Consider the following 19,398-nt stretch of genomic DNA (forward strand, 5'->3'; position numbering starts at 1 on the left):
GCCGCCCTGTTCCAGCGGGCGCAACAGCACTATGCCGCCGGCCAGCTGGCGCCGGCCCGCGAAGTTTTCAGCGAGCTCTCCCGGCGCTGGCCGCAGGCGCCGGAACCACTGGAATTCCTGGCCATGATCGCGCTGCAATCGGGCCAGGCAGAGCCAGCGGTAAAGGCCTTCGGCCAGCTTACCGCCATCGCCCCCGCCAACCCGCTGTACTGTGATCGGCTGGCGGGCCTGTTGTCCCGGCTGGGCCGGGCGGACGAGGCGCTGGCGCATTACCGGCAGTTTCTCCAGGCCAATCCCCGGCAGTTGGCCAGCCGTTTCAACTACGCCAGCCTGCTGCGTCGGCACGGCCACCTGGAAGAGGCGCTACGCGCCTATGAGCACTGTATCGAAGAGGGCATAGAACGTCCGGAGGAGGCGCTCACCAATATGGCGGTCATCCTGGCCGACCTGAACCGTCAGGATGAGGCAGCCGCTGCGCTCAGGCGGGCCATAGACATCAATGGCGACTACTTTCCCGCCCGCTATAACCTTGCCCTGCAGCTGGAGGAGTCCGGCGACTGGCCGGGGGCCCGCCAGCAGCTGCAGCGTATCCCCGCCGGCGACCCCTTATACCACCAGGCTCTGGCCCGCCAGGCCCATGGCGAAACCATCGGCGATTCGCAGCACCCGCTGATCGCGCGTATCGAGCAGGCGCTGGCCGATCCTGGCTGTAGCGATGAGCGGCGCGAGGAGCTGGAATTTGCGCTGGCCAAGGCCTGCGACGACTGCGGCCGCTACGAGCAGGCATTCGAGCACTGTGACCGGGCCAATTCGCTGGCCCTGGGGCGGGTTCCGGCCTATGCGCCGGCGGCCAGGGAAGCGCTGGTCGGGCAGCTGATGGCACAGGACAGCGCCGGCGCCTGGGCCGGTATCGAGGCGGTCTCCGCAGCGCCGCTGGTGTTTCTCTGCGGCATGTTCCGCTCCGGCTCGACCCTGCTGGAGCAGATGCTGGCGGCGCACCCGGCGCTGGTCGCCGGCGGCGAGATCAGTTTTTTTGCCAGCCACTTGCCCCCCGGTGAACTCGCCGGGGGCCTGCCGGCGGCCAGGGCCGGTGAGCTGGGCCGGGCTTACCTGCAGCAGCTCAGCGCGCGCTTTGGCGAGGGCCAGCGAGTCATCGACAAGCGGCTGGACAATGGCTACTACATCGGCCTGTTGCGGCGGCTGTTCCCGCAGGCGGTCTTCCTGCGCAGCACACGCCACCCGCTGGATACCGCCCTGTCGATTTACTTCCAGCAGCTGGCGGCGGGTTTTGCCTACGCCAACCGGCTGGAGGACATCGGCCATTACTGGCTGCAGCAGCAGCGCCTGATGGATTACTGGCAGCGCCGCTACCCGGGGCTGGTTGTCGATGTGGCCTACGAGGACATCGTGCGCTCGCCAGGGGAGACCCTGGAGCCAGTGCTGCAGGGCCTGGGGCTGGACTGGAGTGACGAGTGCCTGGCGTTCCATCGCCAGCAGTCCCGGGTGCGCACGGCCAGTGTCGCCCAGGTGCGCAAGCCCTTATACAGTGGCAGCGTCGGCCGCTGGAAAAATTACCGGCAACAGTTGCAGCCCCTGCGCGAGCAGCTGCTGGCCGCCGGGAATCCGGGTAACTACGAGTTGGGTGACTAGTGCTGTAGCCAGCCCAGCAGGCTGGTGCGGGGCTGCCCGGCGTAGGGCGCCAGTATCTGTACCGCGTGTTTCTGGGGAATGCTGAAAATGTTCAGCGTGTTGAAGCTGGGTTTGAAGCCTGCCTCGATGTTGCCGGCGTCATCGTAAAAAGCCAGGTAGCCACCCCAGTCCGGGTTCCAGTCCGGGGTCATGCTGATCACCCAGGCGGCGATTCGCTGCTGGTCGCCATGGATGTCGTTGTGCTCGGTGAGGAAGTGGCCGGCCTCATAGCGGCTGGCATAGCAGTCTGAAAAGGCGATATCGGGCCTGTCGGTCAGCTCCCGCATCCAGCCGAGAAACGGCTCACTGTTAACGAAGTCCTGCACCGGATGCAGGGGGTGGCCCGGCTGTTCGCCGCGTTTGATTGCCCCGCTGATGTAATACTGCTTGAACAGGTACTGGAACCCGTTCCGGGCGCGGCCGTAAAGATTGTGCATGAAGCGCTGCTGCTGGGCCGGTGGCAGGGCCTGGAAACGGGCGGCCTCGCTCTCGAAATTTTCGCTGCCCTCGTTGTAGGTGAGGTACCAGTCCTGGTTTGCCAGCAACTCCCGATGTAACCGCGCCGCGCAATCCGCCGGCAGGAAATCCGGAACCTGCAGCCTGCCCGCGGCGGCGTATTGCCGCTGTAACTGCCTGGGGTCGTGTTCGCTGTTGATCCTGAGATCCAGAGTCATCCTGAGTACCGGGGCTGAAGGAGTGGTGGCTTGGATTCTACGCCATCAGGCCGGTGAATGGGCGCGCCGGCGCTTTTATCCGGGCATAAAAAAGCCGGCTTGCGCCGGCTTTCATGCTACTTGAGCTGTGGTAGTCCCCCGCAACAGCGGGGGAGCACCGCTTCAGCTTAGAAGCCCACGGTCACACCGAGGTACCAGTAGCGGCCCAGGGTGTCGTACAGACCCGGGAACACGTTACCGTTACCCTGGATAGAGGGGCCAGCTGCGGAGCCGCCGACGGGGGGCGCTTCGTCCAGGACGTTGTTCACGCCCAGGCGGATGGAAGCGGTGTCGTCGAACACGTCCCAGATACCGGCGATGTCAAAGTAGTTGACGGAATCGAGATCGATGTTGCCGTCGAGGTCCTCAACTTCGCTGATGTAACGCCACATGGCACTACCAGTGACATTCCAGGGAGTGAGCCAGGTCACCCGCAGGTTGTTACGGGTCTCAGGTGTGGGGTAGCCACAGCTTGAGTTCCAGTTGCCCTTACAGTCAGTGGTGGGCGCGCCTTTCAGCTCAGCCTCGTCCCACTTGGTGATCACGGACAGGGTGTTGCTGAAGCTCAGGGTACCCATGTCGCCGATGTCCAGGGAGTAGTCGGCGATGACGTCCCAACCCTCGACCTCCTCGACTGCAAGGTTGTCGTTCAGGGCGACAACGTTACCGCTGGTCTCCACGTTGGAACCGATCCACAGGTCGCCGGCGCGGCCGCGCTTGACCTTGGCACACTGGGAGTCGTTGCCGTCCAGACACTCGTCGAGAATGAAGCTGGGATCAAGGTTGCTGATGCCCTTCTCGATCTCGATGGAGTAGTAGTCGACACTCAGGCTCAGGCCGTCGATGAACTCAGGCGTCCATACCACACCCAGGGTGTAGGTGTCGGCTTCTTCCGGCGCCAGGTCGGGGTTACCGCCCTGCAGGAAGTTGTACTGGCCAGCGGGGTTGTTGGGCACGCTGCCGTACTGGGCGGCGGTCACGCCGCTGCGGGCACAGTCAGCTGCGCTGCGCAGGGGGTTGGGGCCGCCACAGGGGTCGACAGTCATGTCGAACAGGTTGAAGCCCTGGGGCAGGAACAGTTCCTGGATGTTGGCCGCGCGAACCGCGTGCTGGAAGCTACCACGGACCTTGATGCCCTGGGTGATGGCCCAACCGGCGCGGATACCGTAGGTGTCGGTAGTCTGGTCGGTGGAGTAATCAGAGTAGCGGTAGCTCAGATCAACGATCAGTTCCTCGGCGAAAGCGGCGCCTTCGATAACCGGCAGGCTGACTTCAGCGAAGAACTCGGTCACGTCGTAGCCACCGGATACGGGGCCGGTGGCGCCGCCCTGGCCAGCACCTTCACCGAGCTGGAAGCCCTGGTCTGGGCTGAAGTCCAGGTTCTCTTCGCGGTATTCCGCACCGAAGGCCACCTGGATGCCGGTATCGGCCATGGGGATGGTCATACCGTAGTCACCGAGGTTACCAGCGACATAACCGGAGTAGATGGTCTGGTCGGTGCCACCGCGAGCGAACAGGGGCAGTACCAGGTAGTCCAGCTGGTCCTGGGTTACCGCGCCGGTTTCAAAGATGTTCCAGGGCACACAGTTGGGGTCGCTGCCGTCTACCACGGAGCGACAGACAATGTTGCCGTCTTCATCTTCAACCGCGTCCAGGGCACGCCGGATCTTGGTGGTGCCCAGGTCGTTCTGGTAGGTGTTCTCCATGGATACTTCGGAGTACATGCCGTAGACATCATAGGACCAGGTGTCGTTGATGTCGCCGCGCAGGCCGAATACGCCGCGGAAGCTGGTGTGGCGCAGGTCCTGCTGACGGGGGCCACCTTCAACGTTACGACGGCCCAGGTAGGCGGTCTGGATGTCGTCTTCAGTCAGGCCGAACTGGCCGCACAGCTGCTCGAACTGCTGGTCAGACAGCAGCGGGTTACCACACGCGAGGGTGTCGGTTACAAAGAATGCACCGGAAGGCGCAATCTGCGATACCGAACGGTCGTCCATGAACATCAGTTCGGTGTAGGTCTCAACGTGCTCATTGATCTCGTAGCGACCGAATGCACCGGCGGTGTAGCGCTCGTCGGGACGCTGGAAGTAGTTCAGCGGGCCGTAGTTGTAGGTAGTGCCGTCGCGGGGAACAAAGTCGGTACCGGCTACCTTGAAGTCAAAGCCGTCGCCAATACCGAAGTCGGTTACCCGGCCATCGGGGATGGTGCCGGAACCGAAACAGCCGGTGGAGTCGGCGTTGTGGGCACAGCTGGAGTAGTCGCGCTCCGCCTGGCTGATCGCTTCCACGTCACGGTAGGTGGCGTACATGGTGACGTTACCGCGACCGTTGTCGAAGTTGCCACCCAGGATCAGGGACATATCCTGGATGTCACCGCCAGTTTCGCTGCCGTCAGCAACCGGGTAGCCGGCGTCACGAACGATGCGCTGCAGGCTGCTGTCGTCGTTGCCGTGGTTGTACTGGCTGAACTGGTAGTCCAGCTGAACGCCTTCGAAGTCGTCCTGCATGATGAAGTTGACCACACCCGCTACCGCGTCAGAACCGTAGGTAGCAGAGGAGCCGCCAGTCAGTACTTCAACGCGCTGGATCAGGCTGCCGGGAATCTGGTTGATGTCCGCGCCGATACCGCCCTGCAGCGGGGAGCCCGCGGGCAGACGACGACCGTTAACCAGCACCAGGGTGCGCTCGGCGCCGAGGTTACGCAGGTTCAGGGTCGCGGTACCGGTGGCGCCGTTGGACTGGCCGGTGTTCTGGTTGGAGTAAACCTGGGGCATTTTCGCCATCAGGTCTTCCACCCGGGTAACGCCCTGGAACTTGAACTCTTCGGCGTCAATCTGGGTTACCGGGCTGGCGCTGACGAGGTTGGCGCGCTGGATGCGCGAACCGGTAACCACGACCTCTTCGAGCATTTCTTCCTGTGCGTTTACTACCTGTGGCAGTGCTGCAAAGGCGCTGATACCTGCGGCCGCGGAAACCGCAACGGCAAGACGATTTTTCCTTAACATATTAATACCCCTGTATTGTTGTTAAGCATGTTTGGTTATTTTCACGCGGACGGAAACCGCATAACTCAGACTTTAAACGAATAATGAGAAATGGCCCTCAATGCGGGGCGCGAAAATGTGAAAATTACACAAAAAATACGGGGAACTTGTAATTTTGCCGAAAATTTTCGGCCCCGGCGTCCTTGCCGTTGTACTGGCGGCGACTACTTGACCCGGGTGACTCCCACACTGCGGCCGCTGGCCAGGTGGTGCAGCTTGTAGAAGCCGAGAAAGTTCTTCTTTATTTCCACCGCGGTGTCCTCGCCGTTGTAGACCACCCGGCCCGCCAGTCGCTGGCGCCAGACCTGGCCATTGTCCAGGTAGAACAGAGTGCTGCCGTCCCAGCCATCGAAGGGTTGTTTCACGTTGGCTGTAATCACGTGGGCGTCCTGCACCTGCTGGACGTTTTCGTTGGTCTGCAGCAAGCCGGGCGCCTCGGTGGCGGTGAATTTCACCAGCCAGGTATCCAGGGCCTGGCGTTCCCCGGGGCTGAGCTTGTCCAGGCCCGCGGCCTTGAACTCCTCGGGAGTCATCAGCTTTTCGATGCCGGGGAAGTCGTCGGCCACTGCCGGGAATGCCAGGAGCAGGATAATCAATAAGTAGCGCATGGTGTCTCTCTGTTTGCCTAGAGCCGGAGGCTCAGTTTGGTGTACCAGAACCGCCCCTTGAGTTCGTGTGAGCGGCCGTCGATGTTGTCGTTGAAGGCCGAGGTGGCCAGGGGAGCTTCCTCGTCCCAGAGGTTGTCGATGCCCAGGGTCAGGCGCAGCCCGTCCTGTACCGGAAAGGTGTAGTTGAGCTGGATGTCGTGGACCAGCCAGTCATCAATGGCGCGCGTGCGACTGGATTCCGGGATCAGTTCGGTCATTTCCCCGATGTAATGCAGCTGGTAGCTGGCCTTCCAGCGCTCCCGGCTCCAGCGCAGGCCGAGCTGGGCCTTCCATTCGGGGATCCCGCCCAGCCCCTCGGAGGCCTGGTCGCGGAAGGTGCCCGCCAGGTCTAGGCTGGGAGCGTTCAGGTCCAGTCGGGCCAGGTACTCATTGATCCAGCTGGCATTGCTGACCACGCTGAACTGTCCCCAGCGCAGCCGCGGCAGGTGCCAGGTCAGGCCGAAATCGGCACCGCTGACCTCCCGTTCGCCGATGTTGATATTACTCGCCGATACCAGGGTCAGGTTGCCCATGGCGTCCCGTTCGACCCGGTCGGCAAAGGCGCCGGCACGGGCATTCTGGGAAACGATGAACTGGGCGCTGGAGGACACCACATTCTGTTGCCTGATTTCAAACAGGTCGATCGACAGGGCAAGCCCCTTGGCGGCGGCCGGTGTCCACACCACCCCCAGGCTGTAGCTGTCCGAGGTCTCCGGAGACAGCTCGGCATTGCCGCCCTTGAGGGTGAGGAACTGGTTGCGGGTGGCATCGGCCCGTTGCCGGCAGCCCGGCAACCTGCCCACGTTGGCGGCCTGGGTGCAGGGGTCGTTGATAAAGGCCTGTTCCTCGGTAGTGCCCTCATACAGCTCGTTCAGGCTGGGGGCACGGAAGCCTTCGGCATAGTTGGCCCGGATAAGCCAGGAGGGGCTCGGGCGCCAGCGCAGGGCGATCTTGGGGTTGTTGGTGCCGCCGAAGTCGGAGTAATCGGAGTAGCGGATGGCGGCTTCCAGATCGAAGCTGCTCAGGCCGCTGGCGCTTTTCCACAGGGGCAGCACCGTTTCCAGGTACAGCTCGGTGACGCTGCGGGAACCGCGGGTGGCCTCGAAATTGGTGGCCCCGATGGTGGCCGCATTGGCGAGCAGGCTTGAGGGTTGCTTGCTGGTGGATTCCCGGCGGTATTCCAGGCCGGCGGCGATATCCGTGCGCCCTGCAGACAGCCAGTTGAAGGCCCGGGAGACGTTGAAACTGCCGCTGGCCAGCTTGCTGTAGCCGCTGACCTCGCCCCGGGTGATGATGTAGTCGACCTGCTCCGGGCTGATACTGCCTGCCGGACCGGTGAGGTTGACCGGCACACAGCCGTCTTCTTCGGCGCCGCGACAGTTGGCGGCAGGGCCGATCGCCCGTGCCAGGCGGTCGGCATTAACGATCCCCGTGGTTGTCTCGGTGGCTTCGCTGCGGCTCCAGTTATAGGCGAAATCCCAGTTCCAGGCATCGAACAGACCCTCCAGTACGGCGCTGAAGCGGGTAGTCTCCGACTCGTTGCGCTGGCGCCGGTCGGGGAACTCGACCAGGCGCCGGCGCACGTCCTGGAGGTCCTGGCCGAGGCTGTTGTAGATGTTGTCGGCGGCAACCACCAGCTCGGTCTGCTCGAAGGCGGTGAACACCGGGGTGGGCGCCAGTGTTGACTCGGCCTCGGTAGCGACGTAGTTCAGTTCCACGTAGCCGGTCACGCGCTCGCTGAAGTCGTAACTGGCATTGGTGTAAATGCTGTCGCGCTCCAGTGGCACCACCGCGGTGGTAAAGGCCTGGTAGTTGAACAGGTCCTCGGCGCCGGCCGGACGGTAGCCGTCCCCCTGGGCGATAAGCGTCTGTCCCGTTGGCAGGCTAATCCTGGCGTCCGGGGTGGCGCTGGAGCGCTGGTCGGTGCCGCCCAGGCTGCGGCTGTCGGCGCTGCGTGAAACCGCGCGATTGCGACTGTAGATGGGGTCCTGCTGGTAGTGTGAGGCGGTGAAAAAGAACGAACCGTCGACCAGGCCGGTGCCGTACTTCAGGGTCTGGGTGGTGGTTTCCAGGTCGCCCTCCTGGGACTGGCCGTAATAAACCCCGCCCAGCAGGCCGTGGAAATCGCGCTTGGTAATGACATTTACCACACCGGCGATGGCATCGGAGCCGTAAATGGCCGAAGCGCCGTCCTTGAGTATCTCGATCCGCTCCACCGCTGCCGGGGGAATGCTGTTGAGGTCCACCGACTCCCCGGCCAGGCCATCATTGGCCACCCGCCGACCGTTGATCAGTACCAGGGTGTTGCTGGCGGGCAGGCCGCGCAGGGTAACGGTCGCCGTACCGTTGCCGCCGTTGGAAATCGCGGTGCTCAGGGCGTTACCCGATACCGCGGGCACGAACTTGAGCAGTTCACCCAGGGTCTGGGCGCCGCTGAGCTCGATATCCGGGGCGGAGATGATGTCCACCGGCGCGCCGCTGCTGTGCCCGGAGCGGCGAATGCGCGAGCCGGTGACGCGGGTGCCGTAAACGTAGGTCTCCTCAATGCCCGGGACGTAAGCCGGATACTTGCTGATGACCTCCTCGGCGGAGAGACAGCCGTTCGCGCAGTCCAGCTGGAAAATGGCGATGACTTTCGAGTCCACCAGTTTCCAGCCCAGGTCGGTACCCAGCAGCAGGGTATCCAGGGCCTCGCTGGTGGTCACCGTGCCCACCACTTCCGGGGCCGGCAGGTCGCGAACCACCCGGTCGGCGAAGACAATGGATACCCCGCTCTGCTGACTGAGCTGGATCAGGGCCGCAGACAGTTGCGGGGCTTCAATGGCGTAATGAATGGGGTTGCCGGCAGTGGCGCCAGCAGTACTGGCAAGGCCCAGGCCCAGGGCAGCCGCCAGCACAGCGCCGCGCCACGCAGGGGGCGCCACCGGGCGTGCTTCCGGATCTTTCGCAGTGCCGATAGACATGGGCAATTCGGCCGTGGCAGAACCACAGCCCTTTGAAAATATTGGATTTAATGGGAACTACGGCCCGTTGGAAAGGCTTGGCCGGGGCCCCACGCAGGCCTCTTTATAGCCTACTGGTCTGCTTTCAGCAACCGCACCGCGGAATCGCTCAATGGCCGGATTTCAAGCCCCATGCTGATGGCGAGTGCCTCCAGTGAAGTCTCCGGGTTGTCCAGCTCGAAAACTCCGGACACTGTGCGGTTGAGCAGCGCCGGATCGGAGATGAAGATTCTGGTGTCGGAGTAGCGCTGCAGCTGGGCAACCAGCTGGGGCAGCGGCATTTCCCGGGCGACCAGTTGTCCCTGCCGCCAGGCCAGGGCCTGCTCCAGATCGTCGGCGGTGCTGACCTCCCAGCCCTGGCGCTGGGACAACAGGCGCTCGTTGATTCGCAGGAGTTTCGATGCGGGCTCGCGGCCGGGGGCGGTTTGCCGTTCGGTGACCCGCACCACGCCCTCGGTCACGGCGATTTCCGTGCTCTCGCCGCGGCGATAGACATTGAAGGCGGTACCCACGGCGGTGACCCGGGCCTCGCCGGCGTCGACGTGGAACGGTTTGTCCTTGTTGGGCTCGACCCTGAACCAGGCTTCGCCCTTCTGTAATTCAATCAGGCGCTCGTCGTCGCTGTAGCTTACGCTGATCTGGCTGTTGGTGTTGAGGCGGGCCAGGGAGCCGTCGGGCAAGGTCACGTCGAGGCGCTCGCCCACCGCGCTGCTGTACTGGGTGCTGACCGGCTCAGGTTGTAATTGCGGCCACAGGAATACCGCGAGCACCAGGCAGGCCGCCGCCGAGACAAGCGCTGCCGGTAACCAGCGCGCGCTGTTGGCTGCTTTCGTAGCCGGGAATGTTTCGGGCTGCAGGTGGCGGACAACGCCCAGGTCGTCCCACAAGTCCAGGGCCTCGTCCATGGCCGCGCGATGTGAACGGTGCTCACCGAGCCACAGGGCGAAGGCGTGACGGTCGTCCGCTGACACCTCATCCGAGCGCAGCCGGGCAACCCAGCCCAGGGCTGCGTCGCGTGCTTGCTCGTGTTGTTGTTTCGCTTGCTGGCTCATGGTCTGTTCTGCGGCGTCCCGTCGCCTGCCTGTGGCGCCCCCACCAGGGTTCGCCTGAATATGTTCTCTCTATTGGTGTAACGAATGAACCAATGGTTCCCTCAAGTCACGCCGGCTAAAAGGTCGCTAGTCTGTTGTGTCCTTGTCCTCGCTGGCCTCAATCGCCGCCATAATCTGGCGGCACTGCTGCAGGGCCCTGAGGATGTATTTTTCCACGCTGGAGACCGATACCTGCATCTGCTCCGCAATGGCGCTGTAGGGCAGCCCGTTCTGGCGGTGCAGCAGGAAGGCCTGCCGGACCTTGAGCGGCATGGCCTCCAGGGCTTTCTCTATTGCCTGCAGTTTCTCCCTGGCCCCCAGTATCTGCTCCGGCGACGCGCCCGCCGCATTCAGGTCCAGCGGCTCGCCTTCTACCGCCTGGCTTTTCTCCGTCTTCAGGAAGCGGAAGTGCAGCTGGCGCCGGCGCAACTGGTCCACGGCCAGATTGGTGGCCACCTGGAACAGGAAAGCGCGGGCGTTGTCCAGTTTTTCCGGCTGCTCCAGCCGGTGCAGGCGCATATACGCCTCCTGGGCCAGCTCGGCCGCGTCCTCGCGGTTGTCCAGCTTGCGCGCCAGGTAGTTTTCCAGCGGCGCGCCATGCCTGGCCACCAGCTCGGCGATAAACTTGTCTTTGTCGCTAGTCACGGCCGAATCATGCCACTCCACCGCGGCCTGTGGCCAGCATCACTCCGGTCTGGATCAGAACAGCACCCGACAGCGGATGGTGCCGTCGATTGCAGCCAGTTTTTCCAGGGCGATGTCGCTGTATTCCGCGTCCACATCGATCACCACGTAACCCACCGTTTCTGTGGTCTGCAGGTACTGGGCCGAGACGTTGACACCGGTCTCGGAAAACACGTTGTTGATGGCGCTCATGATGCCGGGCACGTTGTTGTGGATGTGCAGCAGGCGATGGCTGCCCGCGTGTTCGGGCAGCGCAACCTCGGGGAAGTTGACCGAGGAAGTGGTGGTGCCGTTGTCCGAGTATTTGGCGAGCTTCTCGGCCACTTCCATGCCGATATTCTCCTGCGCCTCCACGGTGCTGCCGCCGATGTGCGGGGTCAGGAAGGTGTTGTCATGGGCGCGCAGGGGAGAGACGAATTCGTCGTCGTTGGAACGCGGTTCCACCGGGTACACGTCGATGCCGGCGCCGCCCAGCTTGCCCGATTCGAGGGCCGCCGCCAGGGCGTCGATATCGACTACTGTGCCGCGGGAGGCGTTGATCAGGATGGCGCCGGGCTGCATCTGTTCCAGCTCCGCGGCGCCGATCATGTCCCGGGTGGCCGCCGTTTCCGGCACGTGCAGGCTGACCACGTCCGAGCTGGCCAGCAGCTGGTTGAGACTGGGCACCTGGCGGGCATTGCCCAGGGGCAGTTTGTTGACCACATCGTAGAATTGCACCTGCATGCCCATGCTCTCGGCGATGACCCCCAGCTGCATGCCGATATTGCCGTAGCCGATGATGCCCAGCTTCTTGCCGCGAATTTCAAACGAGTTAAGCGCACTCTTCATCCACTGGCCGCGGTGGGCAGCGGCGTTTTTCTCCGCCACCCCGCGCAGCAGCAGGATGGCTTCGGCGATGACCAGCTCGGCCACACTGCGGGTATTGGAAAAGGGCGCATTGAACACCGCGATGCCGCGCCGGGTCGCCGCCGCCAGATCCACCTGGTTGGTGCCGATACAGAAGCAGCCCACCGCCACCAGCTTTTTCGCGGCGGCGAATACGTCCTCGGTGAGCTGGGTGCGCGAACGAATGCCGACAAAGTGGGCGCCGGCGATCGCCGCCTTGAGCTCCTCCGGCGGCAGGGCCTTCTTGTGGACCTCGATATTGTGGTAGCCGTCGCGTTGCAGCGTTTCGACAGCGGAGGGGTGCACGCCCTCCAGCAGGAGGAATTTAATCTTCTCCTTGGACAGTGACTGTTGGGTCATGGCCGGTGAATCCTGTGTGGTAAAAGGCCGCAAGAGCAGGCCGGGCTGGCAAAAGGGCGCGTATGGTACCATACGCCGCCGTGAATCTGCCCCCCTGAAAATCACCGGAGGATCCCTGCTTGGCATCGTTGGAAAATAGCCTGTTGAAGGCCCTGCAAGACATCTGCGGCGAAGGCCGGGTGTTGACCGATGAGGAGAGCCTGCAGCACTACGGCAGGGACTGGACCCGCTTTCACCAGCCGGCGCCCTGTGCCGTGGTGCTCCCCGGCAACATAGAGCAGGTACAGGCGATCGTGCGCCTGGCGGCAGAGCAGCAACTGGCGCTGGTGCCCTCCGGCGGCCGCACCGGCCTCAGCGCCGGCGGCGTGGCCTGCCACGGCGAGCTGGTGGTCGCCCTGGACCGCCTCAACCGGATCGAAGACTTCAACCCAGTAGACCGCACCGTGCGCTGTGGCGCCGGGGTCATCACCGGGCAGCTGCAGCAGTTCGCTGAGGACCAGGGGCTGTATTACCCGGTGGACTTCGCTTCCGCCGGCTCCAGCCAGATTGGCGGCAACATCTCGACCAATGCCGGCGGCATCAAGGTCATTCGCCACGGCATGACCCGCGACTGGGTGGCCGGCCTGAAGCTGGTCACCGGCACCGGCGAACTGCTCGACCTGAACCGCGGCCTGATCAAGAACAACGCCGGCTACGACCTGCGCCAGCTGGTGATTGGCGCCGAGGGCACCCTGGGCATCGTGGTGGAAGCGACCATGCAGCTGGACCGCGCCCCCAAAGACCTGGCGGTGCTGGTGCTCGGCACCCCGGACATGGCCGCCATCATGCAGGTGCTGGCCAGCTTCCAGGCCGGGATCGAGCTGTCGGCTTTCGAGTTCTTCTCCGAGCTGGCGCTGCAAAAGGTGGTGGCACACCAGGGCCTGCAGCGCCCCTTCGACACCCCCTGCGAGTACTACGCCCTGCTGGAGTTCGAGCAGGCCGACGAGGCGACCATGGACAAGGCCATGGCCCTGTTCGAGCACTGCGTGGAGCAGGGCTGGGTACTGGACGGCACCGTCAGCCAGAGCGTCGCCCAGGCGCAGACCCTGTGGCGCCTGCGGGAAGACATCTCCGAGACCATCACCCCCTGGACACCCTACAAGAACGACATCTCCACGGTGATTTCCAAAGTGCCGGACTTCCTGGCCGAGGTGGAGGCGGTGGTCAACCAGAACTACCCCGACTTCGAGATCGTCTGGTTCGGCCACATCGGCGACGGCAACGTGCACCTCAATATCCTCAAGCCGGAGTCGCTGGACCTGGACACTTTCCGGGCGCAGTGCGGTGAGGTATCGACCTGGGTGTTCGAGATTGTCCAGCGCTACGGCGGCTCGGTGTCGGCCGAGCACGGGGTTGGGCTGCTGAAGAAGGAGTACCTGGGCTACTCGCGCTCAGCGGCGGAGATCGAGATCATGAAACAGATCAAGCGGGTGTTTGATCCGCACCTGATCATGAATCCCGGGAAGATTTTCGACTGCTAACTGTCTCCAGCTCGCGCGTCACTCGCCGAGCCGGCGCCGCGAGGTGGTTGCCCCCGGGGGACGCCAAAAAGCGTACGCCGGAACGCCGGACCGCCATGTACAGGCTCGGCTGCGCACGTCCGTGTGCGCAGACGCCCCCGGGCACACTCACCTCACGTCCCCGGCTCTGCCATCGGACTCCGGGATAGGGTCCTGGAAAAGAGATTCCTGAGGTACGTTACCAATCTAGAGTTGGGGATGCGGTGTATAGCCTTCCGGGGGCGTCGGCTGCCATGGATGGCAGCCGCCGAGTCTGTACATGGACGTACGCTTTTTGACGGTCCCCGGAAGGCTATACACCGCAGCGCCGACTCGGCTAGCAGAGTGCAAGCCTCTCAACAGCCACCATCAAGACACCACCAGAAAAAGTGTCAGCCGGGCAGGTAACAGTAACTGGATTCCCGCTTTTGCGGGGTTGACGGTTCTGGCGTGCGGGGCAGATGGTTTAGCTGCGCCTGGTCGCCTACAGGAGCCTGAGTGGTTCCTCCTGCAGCGCCGCCAGCTGCTCCCTGAGCTCCAGCACATGCTCCGCCCAGTAGCGCTCGGTATTGAACCAGGTAAAGGAGCGGGGAAAGGCCGGGTCCTCCCAGCGCCGGGCCAGCCAGGCGGCGTAGTTGACCAGGCGCAGGGTGCGCAGGGGCTCGATCCAGCGCAGCTGGGCGGCATCGAAGTCGCAGAACTCCTCGTAGCCCGCCACCAGTTCCGCCAGTTGCAGCTCGCGGTCGCTGCGTTCGCCGTTGAGAAACATCCACAGGTCCTGTATCGCCGGCGCTGTCATGCAGTCGTCCAGGTCGACGAAGTGGGCAACCTCGTCGCGCCAGAGAATGTTGCCGACGTGGCAGTCGCCGTGGACCCGGATCTCGTCCGCCGCATCGGGTTGGTAGCTTTGTTCCACCGCTTGCAGCAGATCCGCGGTCAGGGATTCGTAGGCGGGGCGCAGCTCGGCGGGAATAAAGGCCTGCAGCAGGAACTCGCGGTTATCCGCCAGCATGCGCCGGGTGCAGATGCGCTGCCGGTGCTGGAAGGCAGAGGCCCTGCCCACGGCGTGAATGCGCCCCAGGGTGCGGCCCAGTACCAGCAGGTTATCCAGGTTGTCCAGTTCCGGCGGGTAGCCGCCGCGGCGCGGGAACAGGGCGAAACTGAAGCCCTGGTACTGGTGCAGCGGGGTGCCGTCAGCGTCGACGATGGGGGCCACCACCGAGATGTCTGCCGCCGCCAGTTCCAGGCTGAAGCTGTGCTCCTCGGCAATCTGTTCCGGGCGCCAGCGCTGCGGCCGGTAGAACTTGGCGATCAGCGGTTCGCCGTCCTCGATGCCCACCTGGTAGACCCGGTTTTCATAGCTGTTAAGGGCCAGCAGGCGGGCGTCGGACAGCCGGCCGGTGGACTCCACCGCGTCGATGACCGTGTCCGGGGTCAGCAGGTCGTAGGGGTGGGTGTTCACGGCCAGTCCCCCGCCTCGGACAGCAGCGCCGCGCTCTTGATCTGGGCGAATAGCCGGTCGCCGGACGCCAGCGCCAGGCGCTGCGCCGACTTGCGGGTGATGCGGGCCAGCAGGTACTGCTGGCCCAGTTGCAGGCGCAGTAGCAGGCGGGCGCCGCGGCAGTCCTCGATGTCGCTCACGGTGACCGGCAGGATATTGAGGATGCTGGAATCCTCTGGCCGCGAACGGCAGACGCTCACGTCCCGCGCCGGGATGCGCAGGCGGCGGGTGGCGCCCACCGGCTGGGGCAGGTGATTCACGTACAGCGTTTCCCCTTCGACGTTGATCTCGGTCAGGGAGAAGCGCTCATCCTGGGCCGCGATCGTGCCCTGCAGCAGGGCGGCGGCCTGTTCCTCGTGGGCCAGGCGGCTGTCCAGGCGGGATGACAGGGACAGCAGTGAACCCTCGTCCACCAGCCTGCCGTCGTCCAGCAGCAGCAGGTGGTCGGCGAGCTGGCTCACTTCCTCGATATCGTGGCTGACGTAGAGCATCGGCAGTTCCAGTTCGCTGGCGATTTGTTGCAGCAGCCCCAGGCACTCGGCGCTGGCCTGCTGGTCGAGGTTGGCCAGGGGCTCGTCGAGCAGCAGCAGGCGCGGCGCACTGAGCAGGGCGCGGCCAATGGCCACCCGCTGCTTTTGCCCCGCCGACAGCGTGGCCGGCGCATGGGACAGCAGCCCCGTCAGTCCCAGGGTCTGGTGCAGCTGCGCCGGCGCCATGGCGGGCGCGGCGCGGGCCCGGCGGCTGGCGTAGTCGAGGTTGGCGGCCACGCTGAGGTGGGGAAACAGGCGGGCGTCCTGGAACACGTAGGCGATACGCCGCTGCCAGGCGGGGGTGTGGTGGCCGGCGCCAAACCAGCGCTCGCTGCCGAAGCAGATTTCTCCCGCTGTGGGCTGGCGCAGGCCGGCGATGCAGTCCAGCAGGGTGCTCTTGCCGCTGCCGCTGGGCCCGTAAATGGCAGTAACGCCGCTGGCGGGAATCTCGCTGCGCAGGCTGAGCTCAAAACCGCCCTGGCCGGCGCACTGGATGTCCACCTGCAGACTCATGCCCGCACCCGCCAGGCCGCCGGGCCGTTGTGGCGATAGAGCAGGAACAGCAGGCCCAGGGAGAACACCACCAGCCCGGCGGCCATGCGGTGGGCCTCGTCGAAGCGCAGGGTTTCCACCTGGTCGTAGAGGGCGATGGAGAGCACCTGGGTTTCCCCGGGAATATTGCCGCCAATCATCAGTACCACGCCGAACTCGCCCACCGTGTGGGCGAAGCCCAGGCTGGCGGCGGCGATGAAGCTGCGGCGGGTGAGCGGCAGCACCAGGGAGCGGAACTGGTCCCAGGGGCTGGCGCCCAGGGTCGCCCCGGCCTGTAACAGCTCCCGGGGCAGGGACTGGAAGGCCGACTGCAGGGGCTGGACCACGAAGGGCAGGGAGTAAATCACCGAGCCGATCACCAGGGCGCTGAAACTGAAGGCCAGGCGCGTGCCGGTGAGCTGCTGCCAGAGCTGGCCCAGGGGGGAATCCGGCGCCAGCGCCAGCAGCAGGTAAAAGCCGAGTACCGTGGGTGGCAATACCAGCGGCAGGGCCACCAGCGCCTCGATGACCGCCGAGAGGCTGCTACGCCGCTGTGCCAGCCACCAGGCCAGGGGCGTGCCCAGCAGGAGCAGGATAATGGTGGTGACGGTAGCCAGGCTGGCGGTCAGGGCAATTACGTCCACTTCAGTGGGGCTCAGGGGCAAGGCTGGTATCCGGCATCGATAATCATCTGCCGCACGGTATCACTTCCCAGCCACTGGAGGTAGGCGCCCACGGCGGGGGAGGGGCGCAGCACCAGCAGGTACTGCTGCAGTGGGCTGTACCAGTCCCGGGGGATGGGCTGGGCCTCCGGGGCCAGTGACTGCGCCACCAGGGCCAGGTCGACCCCGCCGGCACGCCAGAACTGGTAGGCCTGCAGCACGCTGGCCCCGCGCACCGGCTGCCGCCCGGCGGCGCTGGCGAACCGGGGCCGGGCCAATACCTCGGCGGCGGCCTGGCCATAGGGCGCCGCCAGCGGGTTGGCGATGGCCAGGCTCTTATCGGGGTTGGCCAGGTCCCCGAGGGTGCCGCCCACCAGTGCCAGCTGCCCCAGGGCGTAGCAGGCCGACTCGCCGCCCAGCCCGTCTGCCTGCAGGGTGCTAACGCTGTGGCGGTCGGCGGCAAAGAACAGGTCGAAGGGTGCGCCGTGGCGGATCTGGGTGGCCAGCACCCCGGTTGAGGCGCTGGATACGCGGATGGGCGGCCCGCCCCGCTCCCGGTAGGCCTGGTTGATGTGCTCCAGGGTGGCGCGGAAGTTGGCCGCCACCGCCACCCGCAGCGGCGCCTCCGCCCAGGCGCCGGCGCAGCAGGTGAGTATTAACAGCAGCAGGATTCGTGACATCGTCAGCATCGCTAGTTGGGGGGTGGGGTGCGCGCCAGGCACCAGATGTCGACCCGGGCCGCGCCCGCCCGCCGCAAGGCAGACGCCGCTTCCCCGGCCGTCGCCCCGGTTGTGAGCACGTCATCGACCAGCGCCACGTGGAGACTGTCACAGCCGCCGGAGACAGTAAAGGCGCCGCGCAGGTTGTGGGCGCGCTGGCGGGCGCTCATGCCGGACTGGGCGGCGGTCGCCCGGCTGCGCTGTAATAGCCCGGTATCCACGCCGAGGCCGGGCATGGCCTGCGCCAGTTCCCGCGCCAGCAGCTCCGCCTGGTTGTAGCCGCGCCGCCACTGTCGATACCAGTGCAGGGGCACCGGCAGCAGGACATCGGGCGGCAGTACATCGCTGGCCCCATCCAGCCAGAGATCCGCCAGCAGCGGGGTCAGGGCGAGGTCGTGGTGGAACTTCCAGCGCCGCAGGATGAACGCCAGGTACTCGCTGTAGAGCCACGGGGCGACCACCCGGTCAAAGGCGGGCGGCTGCTGCAGGCACTGCCCGCACAGCAGGCCGTCGCCGCTCAGGGGCAGGGCGCAGCGCCGGCAACAGCATCGATTGCCGGCCAGTTCGGCCCGACAGGGGGCGCACAGGGGCAGCCGGCCCGGGCAGCGCCACTGGCAGAGACAGCAGCTGTTGGGAAACAGGGCGTCGGCCAGGCGCTGGACCAGGCTGTTAACCACGGCGCCCATTTCAGGTTGACAGCGAGGGCTTGCCGGTTATCATGGCGGTTTCCCCGATTGATTGTTCAGGTGTGATATGAGCACAGCCACCGCCCGCCCTGCGCCCGGAGCGCAGGATATTCGCCACGACTGGACCCGCGAGGAAGTAGCGGCGCTGTTTGCCCTGCCCTTTAACGACCTGCTGTTCCAGGCCCAGAGCGTGCATCGCACTTATTTTGACCCAAACCAGGTGCAGGTGAGCACATTGCTTTCCATCAAAACCGGCGCCTGCCCGGAAGATTGCGCCTACTGCCCCCAGAGCACCCGCTACGACACCGGCCTGGAAGTGGAAAAGCTGATGGAAGTGGAAAAGGTGCTGGAGCAGGCCCGGGCCGCCAAGGCCGCCGGTTCCACCCGCTTCTGCATGGGCGCCGCCTGGCGCAGCCCCAAGAACCGCGACATGCCCTACGTGGTCGCCATGGTCAAGGGGGTGCGCGAGCTGGGCATGGAAACCTGCATGACCCTGGGTATGCTCACTGAAGAGCAGGCCGAGGAACTGGCCGAGGCCGGGCTGGACTACTACAACCACAACCTGGACACCTCCCCCGAGTTCTACGGCGACATTATCACCACCCGCACCTACCAGGATCGCCTCGACACCCTCGACCACGTGCGCAAGTCGGGCATGAAGGTGTGCGCCGGGGGCATCGTCGGCATGGGCGAGCAACAGTCCGATCGCGCCGGCATGCTGCAGGCCCTGGCCAACCTGCCCCAGCACCCGGAAAGTGTGCCCATCAATATGCTGGTGCGGGTTGAGGGTACGCCGCTGGAAAACCAGGACGACCTGGACCCCATCGAATTTATCCGCACCATCGCCGTGGCCCGGATCATGATGCCCGCCTCCCACGTGCGCCTGTCCGCCGGCCGCGAGGAGATGAACGAGCAGATGCACGCCCTGGCCTACTTCGCCGGCGCCAACTCCATCTTCTACGGTGAGAAGCTGCTGACCACGCCCAACCCCCGGGCCAACCAGGACCTGGCGCTGTTCGCCCGCCTGGGCATCAACCCCGAACAGCGGGAAGTCACCCGGGCCCCGGAAAATCCCAACCCGCAGTTTTACGACGCCGCGGCCGCCAGCGCCTGAGT

Annotated in this window: 15 protein-coding genes; 3 read left to right on the top strand and 12 right to left on the bottom strand. The window is 64.9% G+C overall.

The genetic code is table 11. The annotated features are described in order from the left end of the window. Positions 1-6: 6 nt before the first annotated feature. The gene (locus DWB85_RS09505) at positions 7-1,650 is read left to right on the top strand and encodes a tetratricopeptide repeat-containing sulfotransferase family protein (RefSeq protein ID WP_275400116.1); all 1,644 of its coding nucleotides are present in this window, start codon (positions 7-9) and stop codon (positions 1,648-1,650) included. Here DWB85_RS09505 and DWB85_RS09510 read toward each other — a convergent pair. The 7 genes from DWB85_RS09510 to serA form a co-directional block, all read right to left on the bottom strand. Beyond that, positions 1,647-2,363, bottom strand: a complete 717-nt coding sequence (locus DWB85_RS09510) for a 2OG-Fe(II) oxygenase (RefSeq protein ID WP_117954007.1) — start codon at positions 2,361-2,363, stop codon at positions 1,647-1,649. The two genes, DWB85_RS09505 and DWB85_RS09510, sit on opposite strands and share 4 nt — an antisense overlap. A 167-nt stretch (positions 2,364-2,530) precedes the next feature. Continuing rightward, positions 2,531-5,407, bottom strand: coding sequence for a TonB-dependent receptor domain-containing protein (locus tag DWB85_RS09515; RefSeq protein WP_117954008.1), 2,877 nt, complete (start codon positions 5,405-5,407; stop codon positions 2,531-2,533). A 203-nt stretch (positions 5,408-5,610) separates the two neighbouring features. Next, the gene (locus DWB85_RS09520; RefSeq protein ID WP_117954009.1) at positions 5,611-6,054 is read right to left on the bottom strand and encodes a hypothetical protein; all 444 of its coding nucleotides are present in this window, start codon (positions 6,052-6,054) and stop codon (positions 5,611-5,613) included. Positions 6,055-6,071: 17 nt separating this feature from the next. Further along, complete coding sequence (locus tag DWB85_RS09525) at positions 6,072-9,056, bottom strand: TonB-dependent receptor (protein WP_117954010.1); 2,985 nt, start codon at positions 9,054-9,056, stop codon at positions 6,072-6,074. Positions 9,057-9,166: 110 nt separating this feature from the next. Further along, positions 9,167-10,147, bottom strand: coding sequence for a FecR family protein (locus DWB85_RS09530; RefSeq protein WP_117954011.1), 981 nt, complete (start codon positions 10,145-10,147; stop codon positions 9,167-9,169). Positions 10,148-10,273: 126 nt separating this feature from the next. Then, a complete protein-coding gene (locus DWB85_RS09535) occupies positions 10,274-10,831 on the bottom strand; it encodes an RNA polymerase sigma factor (RefSeq protein ID WP_117954038.1) in 558 nt (185 codons plus the stop codon). Positions 10,832-10,885: 54 nt separating this feature from the next. Beyond that, complete coding sequence (gene serA, locus DWB85_RS09540; protein ID WP_117954012.1) at positions 10,886-12,115, bottom strand: phosphoglycerate dehydrogenase; 1,230 nt, start codon at positions 12,113-12,115, stop codon at positions 10,886-10,888. Positions 12,116-12,234: 119 nt separating this feature from the next. On the opposite strand from serA, the gene DWB85_RS09545 reads away from it, so the two are divergent. Then, positions 12,235-13,635, top strand: coding sequence for an FAD-binding oxidoreductase (locus tag DWB85_RS09545; RefSeq protein WP_162846070.1), 1,401 nt, complete (start codon positions 12,235-12,237; stop codon positions 13,633-13,635). A 502-nt stretch (positions 13,636-14,137) separates the two neighbouring features. Here the strand turns inward: DWB85_RS09545 and DWB85_RS09550 are convergent. From DWB85_RS09550 to DWB85_RS09570, 5 genes are read right to left on the bottom strand one after another with little or no spacing between them, the layout of a single operon-like run. Beyond that, positions 14,138-15,115 carry a serine/threonine protein kinase gene (locus DWB85_RS09550; protein WP_117954014.1) on the bottom strand — a complete coding sequence of 326 codons (978 nt, stop codon included), beginning with the start codon at positions 15,113-15,115 and terminating at the stop codon, positions 14,138-14,140. Continuing rightward, entirely contained in the window at positions 15,112-16,197 is a 1,086-nt protein-coding gene (gene modC, locus DWB85_RS09555; protein WP_117954015.1) for a molybdenum ABC transporter ATP-binding protein, read from the bottom strand. Before modC ends, DWB85_RS09550 begins: the two co-directional genes overlap by 4 nt. After that, complete coding sequence (gene modB, locus DWB85_RS09560; RefSeq protein WP_117954016.1) at positions 16,194-16,880, bottom strand: molybdate ABC transporter permease subunit; 687 nt, start codon at positions 16,878-16,880, stop codon at positions 16,194-16,196. The genes modC and modB overlap by 4 nt, the downstream gene beginning before the upstream one ends. Continuing rightward, positions 16,871-17,557 carry a molybdate ABC transporter substrate-binding protein gene (modA, locus tag DWB85_RS09565; RefSeq protein WP_162846071.1) on the bottom strand — a complete coding sequence of 229 codons (687 nt, stop codon included), beginning with the start codon at positions 17,555-17,557 and terminating at the stop codon, positions 16,871-16,873. Before modA ends, modB begins: the two co-directional genes overlap by 10 nt. Before the next feature lie 11 nt (positions 17,558-17,568). After that, a complete protein-coding gene (locus tag DWB85_RS09570) occupies positions 17,569-18,273 on the bottom strand; it encodes a ComF family protein (protein WP_162846072.1) in 705 nt (234 codons plus the stop codon). A 76-nt stretch (positions 18,274-18,349) separates the two neighbouring features. Between DWB85_RS09570 and bioB the strand changes: the two genes are divergently transcribed. Continuing rightward, a complete protein-coding gene (bioB, locus tag DWB85_RS09575; RefSeq protein WP_117954019.1) occupies positions 18,350-19,396 on the top strand; it encodes a biotin synthase BioB in 1,047 nt (348 codons plus the stop codon). The last annotated feature ends 2 nt before the right edge of the window (positions 19,397-19,398 follow it).

Origin of the sequence: Seongchinamella sediminis, assembly GCF_003457605.1 — a bacterium.
GTDB classification, from domain to species: domain Bacteria; phylum Pseudomonadota; class Gammaproteobacteria; order Pseudomonadales; family Halieaceae; genus Halioglobus; species Halioglobus sediminis.

Coding starts and splice junctions, on each gene's coding strand:
- DWB85_RS09525 (WP_117954010.1), bottom strand. CDS start 9,056: ATGTCTATCGGCACTGCGAAAGATCCGGAAGCACGCCCGGTGGCGCCC.
- bioB (WP_117954019.1), top strand. CDS start 18,350: ATGAGCACAGCCACCGCCCGCCCTGCGCCCGGAGCGCAGGATATTCGC.
- serA (WP_117954012.1), bottom strand. CDS start 12,115: ATGACCCAACAGTCACTGTCCAAGGAGAAGATTAAATTCCTCCTGCTG.
- DWB85_RS09510 (WP_117954007.1), bottom strand. CDS start 2,363: ATGACTCTGGATCTCAGGATCAACAGCGAACACGACCCCAGGCAGTTA.
- DWB85_RS09530 (WP_117954011.1), bottom strand. CDS start 10,147: ATGAGCCAGCAAGCGAAACAACAACACGAGCAAGCACGCGACGCAGCC.
- modC (WP_117954015.1), bottom strand. CDS start 16,197: ATGAGTCTGCAGGTGGACATCCAGTGCGCCGGCCAGGGCGGTTTTGAG.
- DWB85_RS09520 (WP_117954009.1), bottom strand. CDS start 6,054: ATGCGCTACTTATTGATTATCCTGCTCCTGGCATTCCCGGCAGTGGCC.
- DWB85_RS09515 (WP_117954008.1), bottom strand. CDS start 5,407: ATGTTAAGGAAAAATCGTCTTGCCGTTGCGGTTTCCGCGGCCGCAGGT.
- modA (WP_162846071.1), bottom strand. CDS start 17,557: ATGTCACGAATCCTGCTGCTGTTAATACTCACCTGCTGCGCCGGCGCC.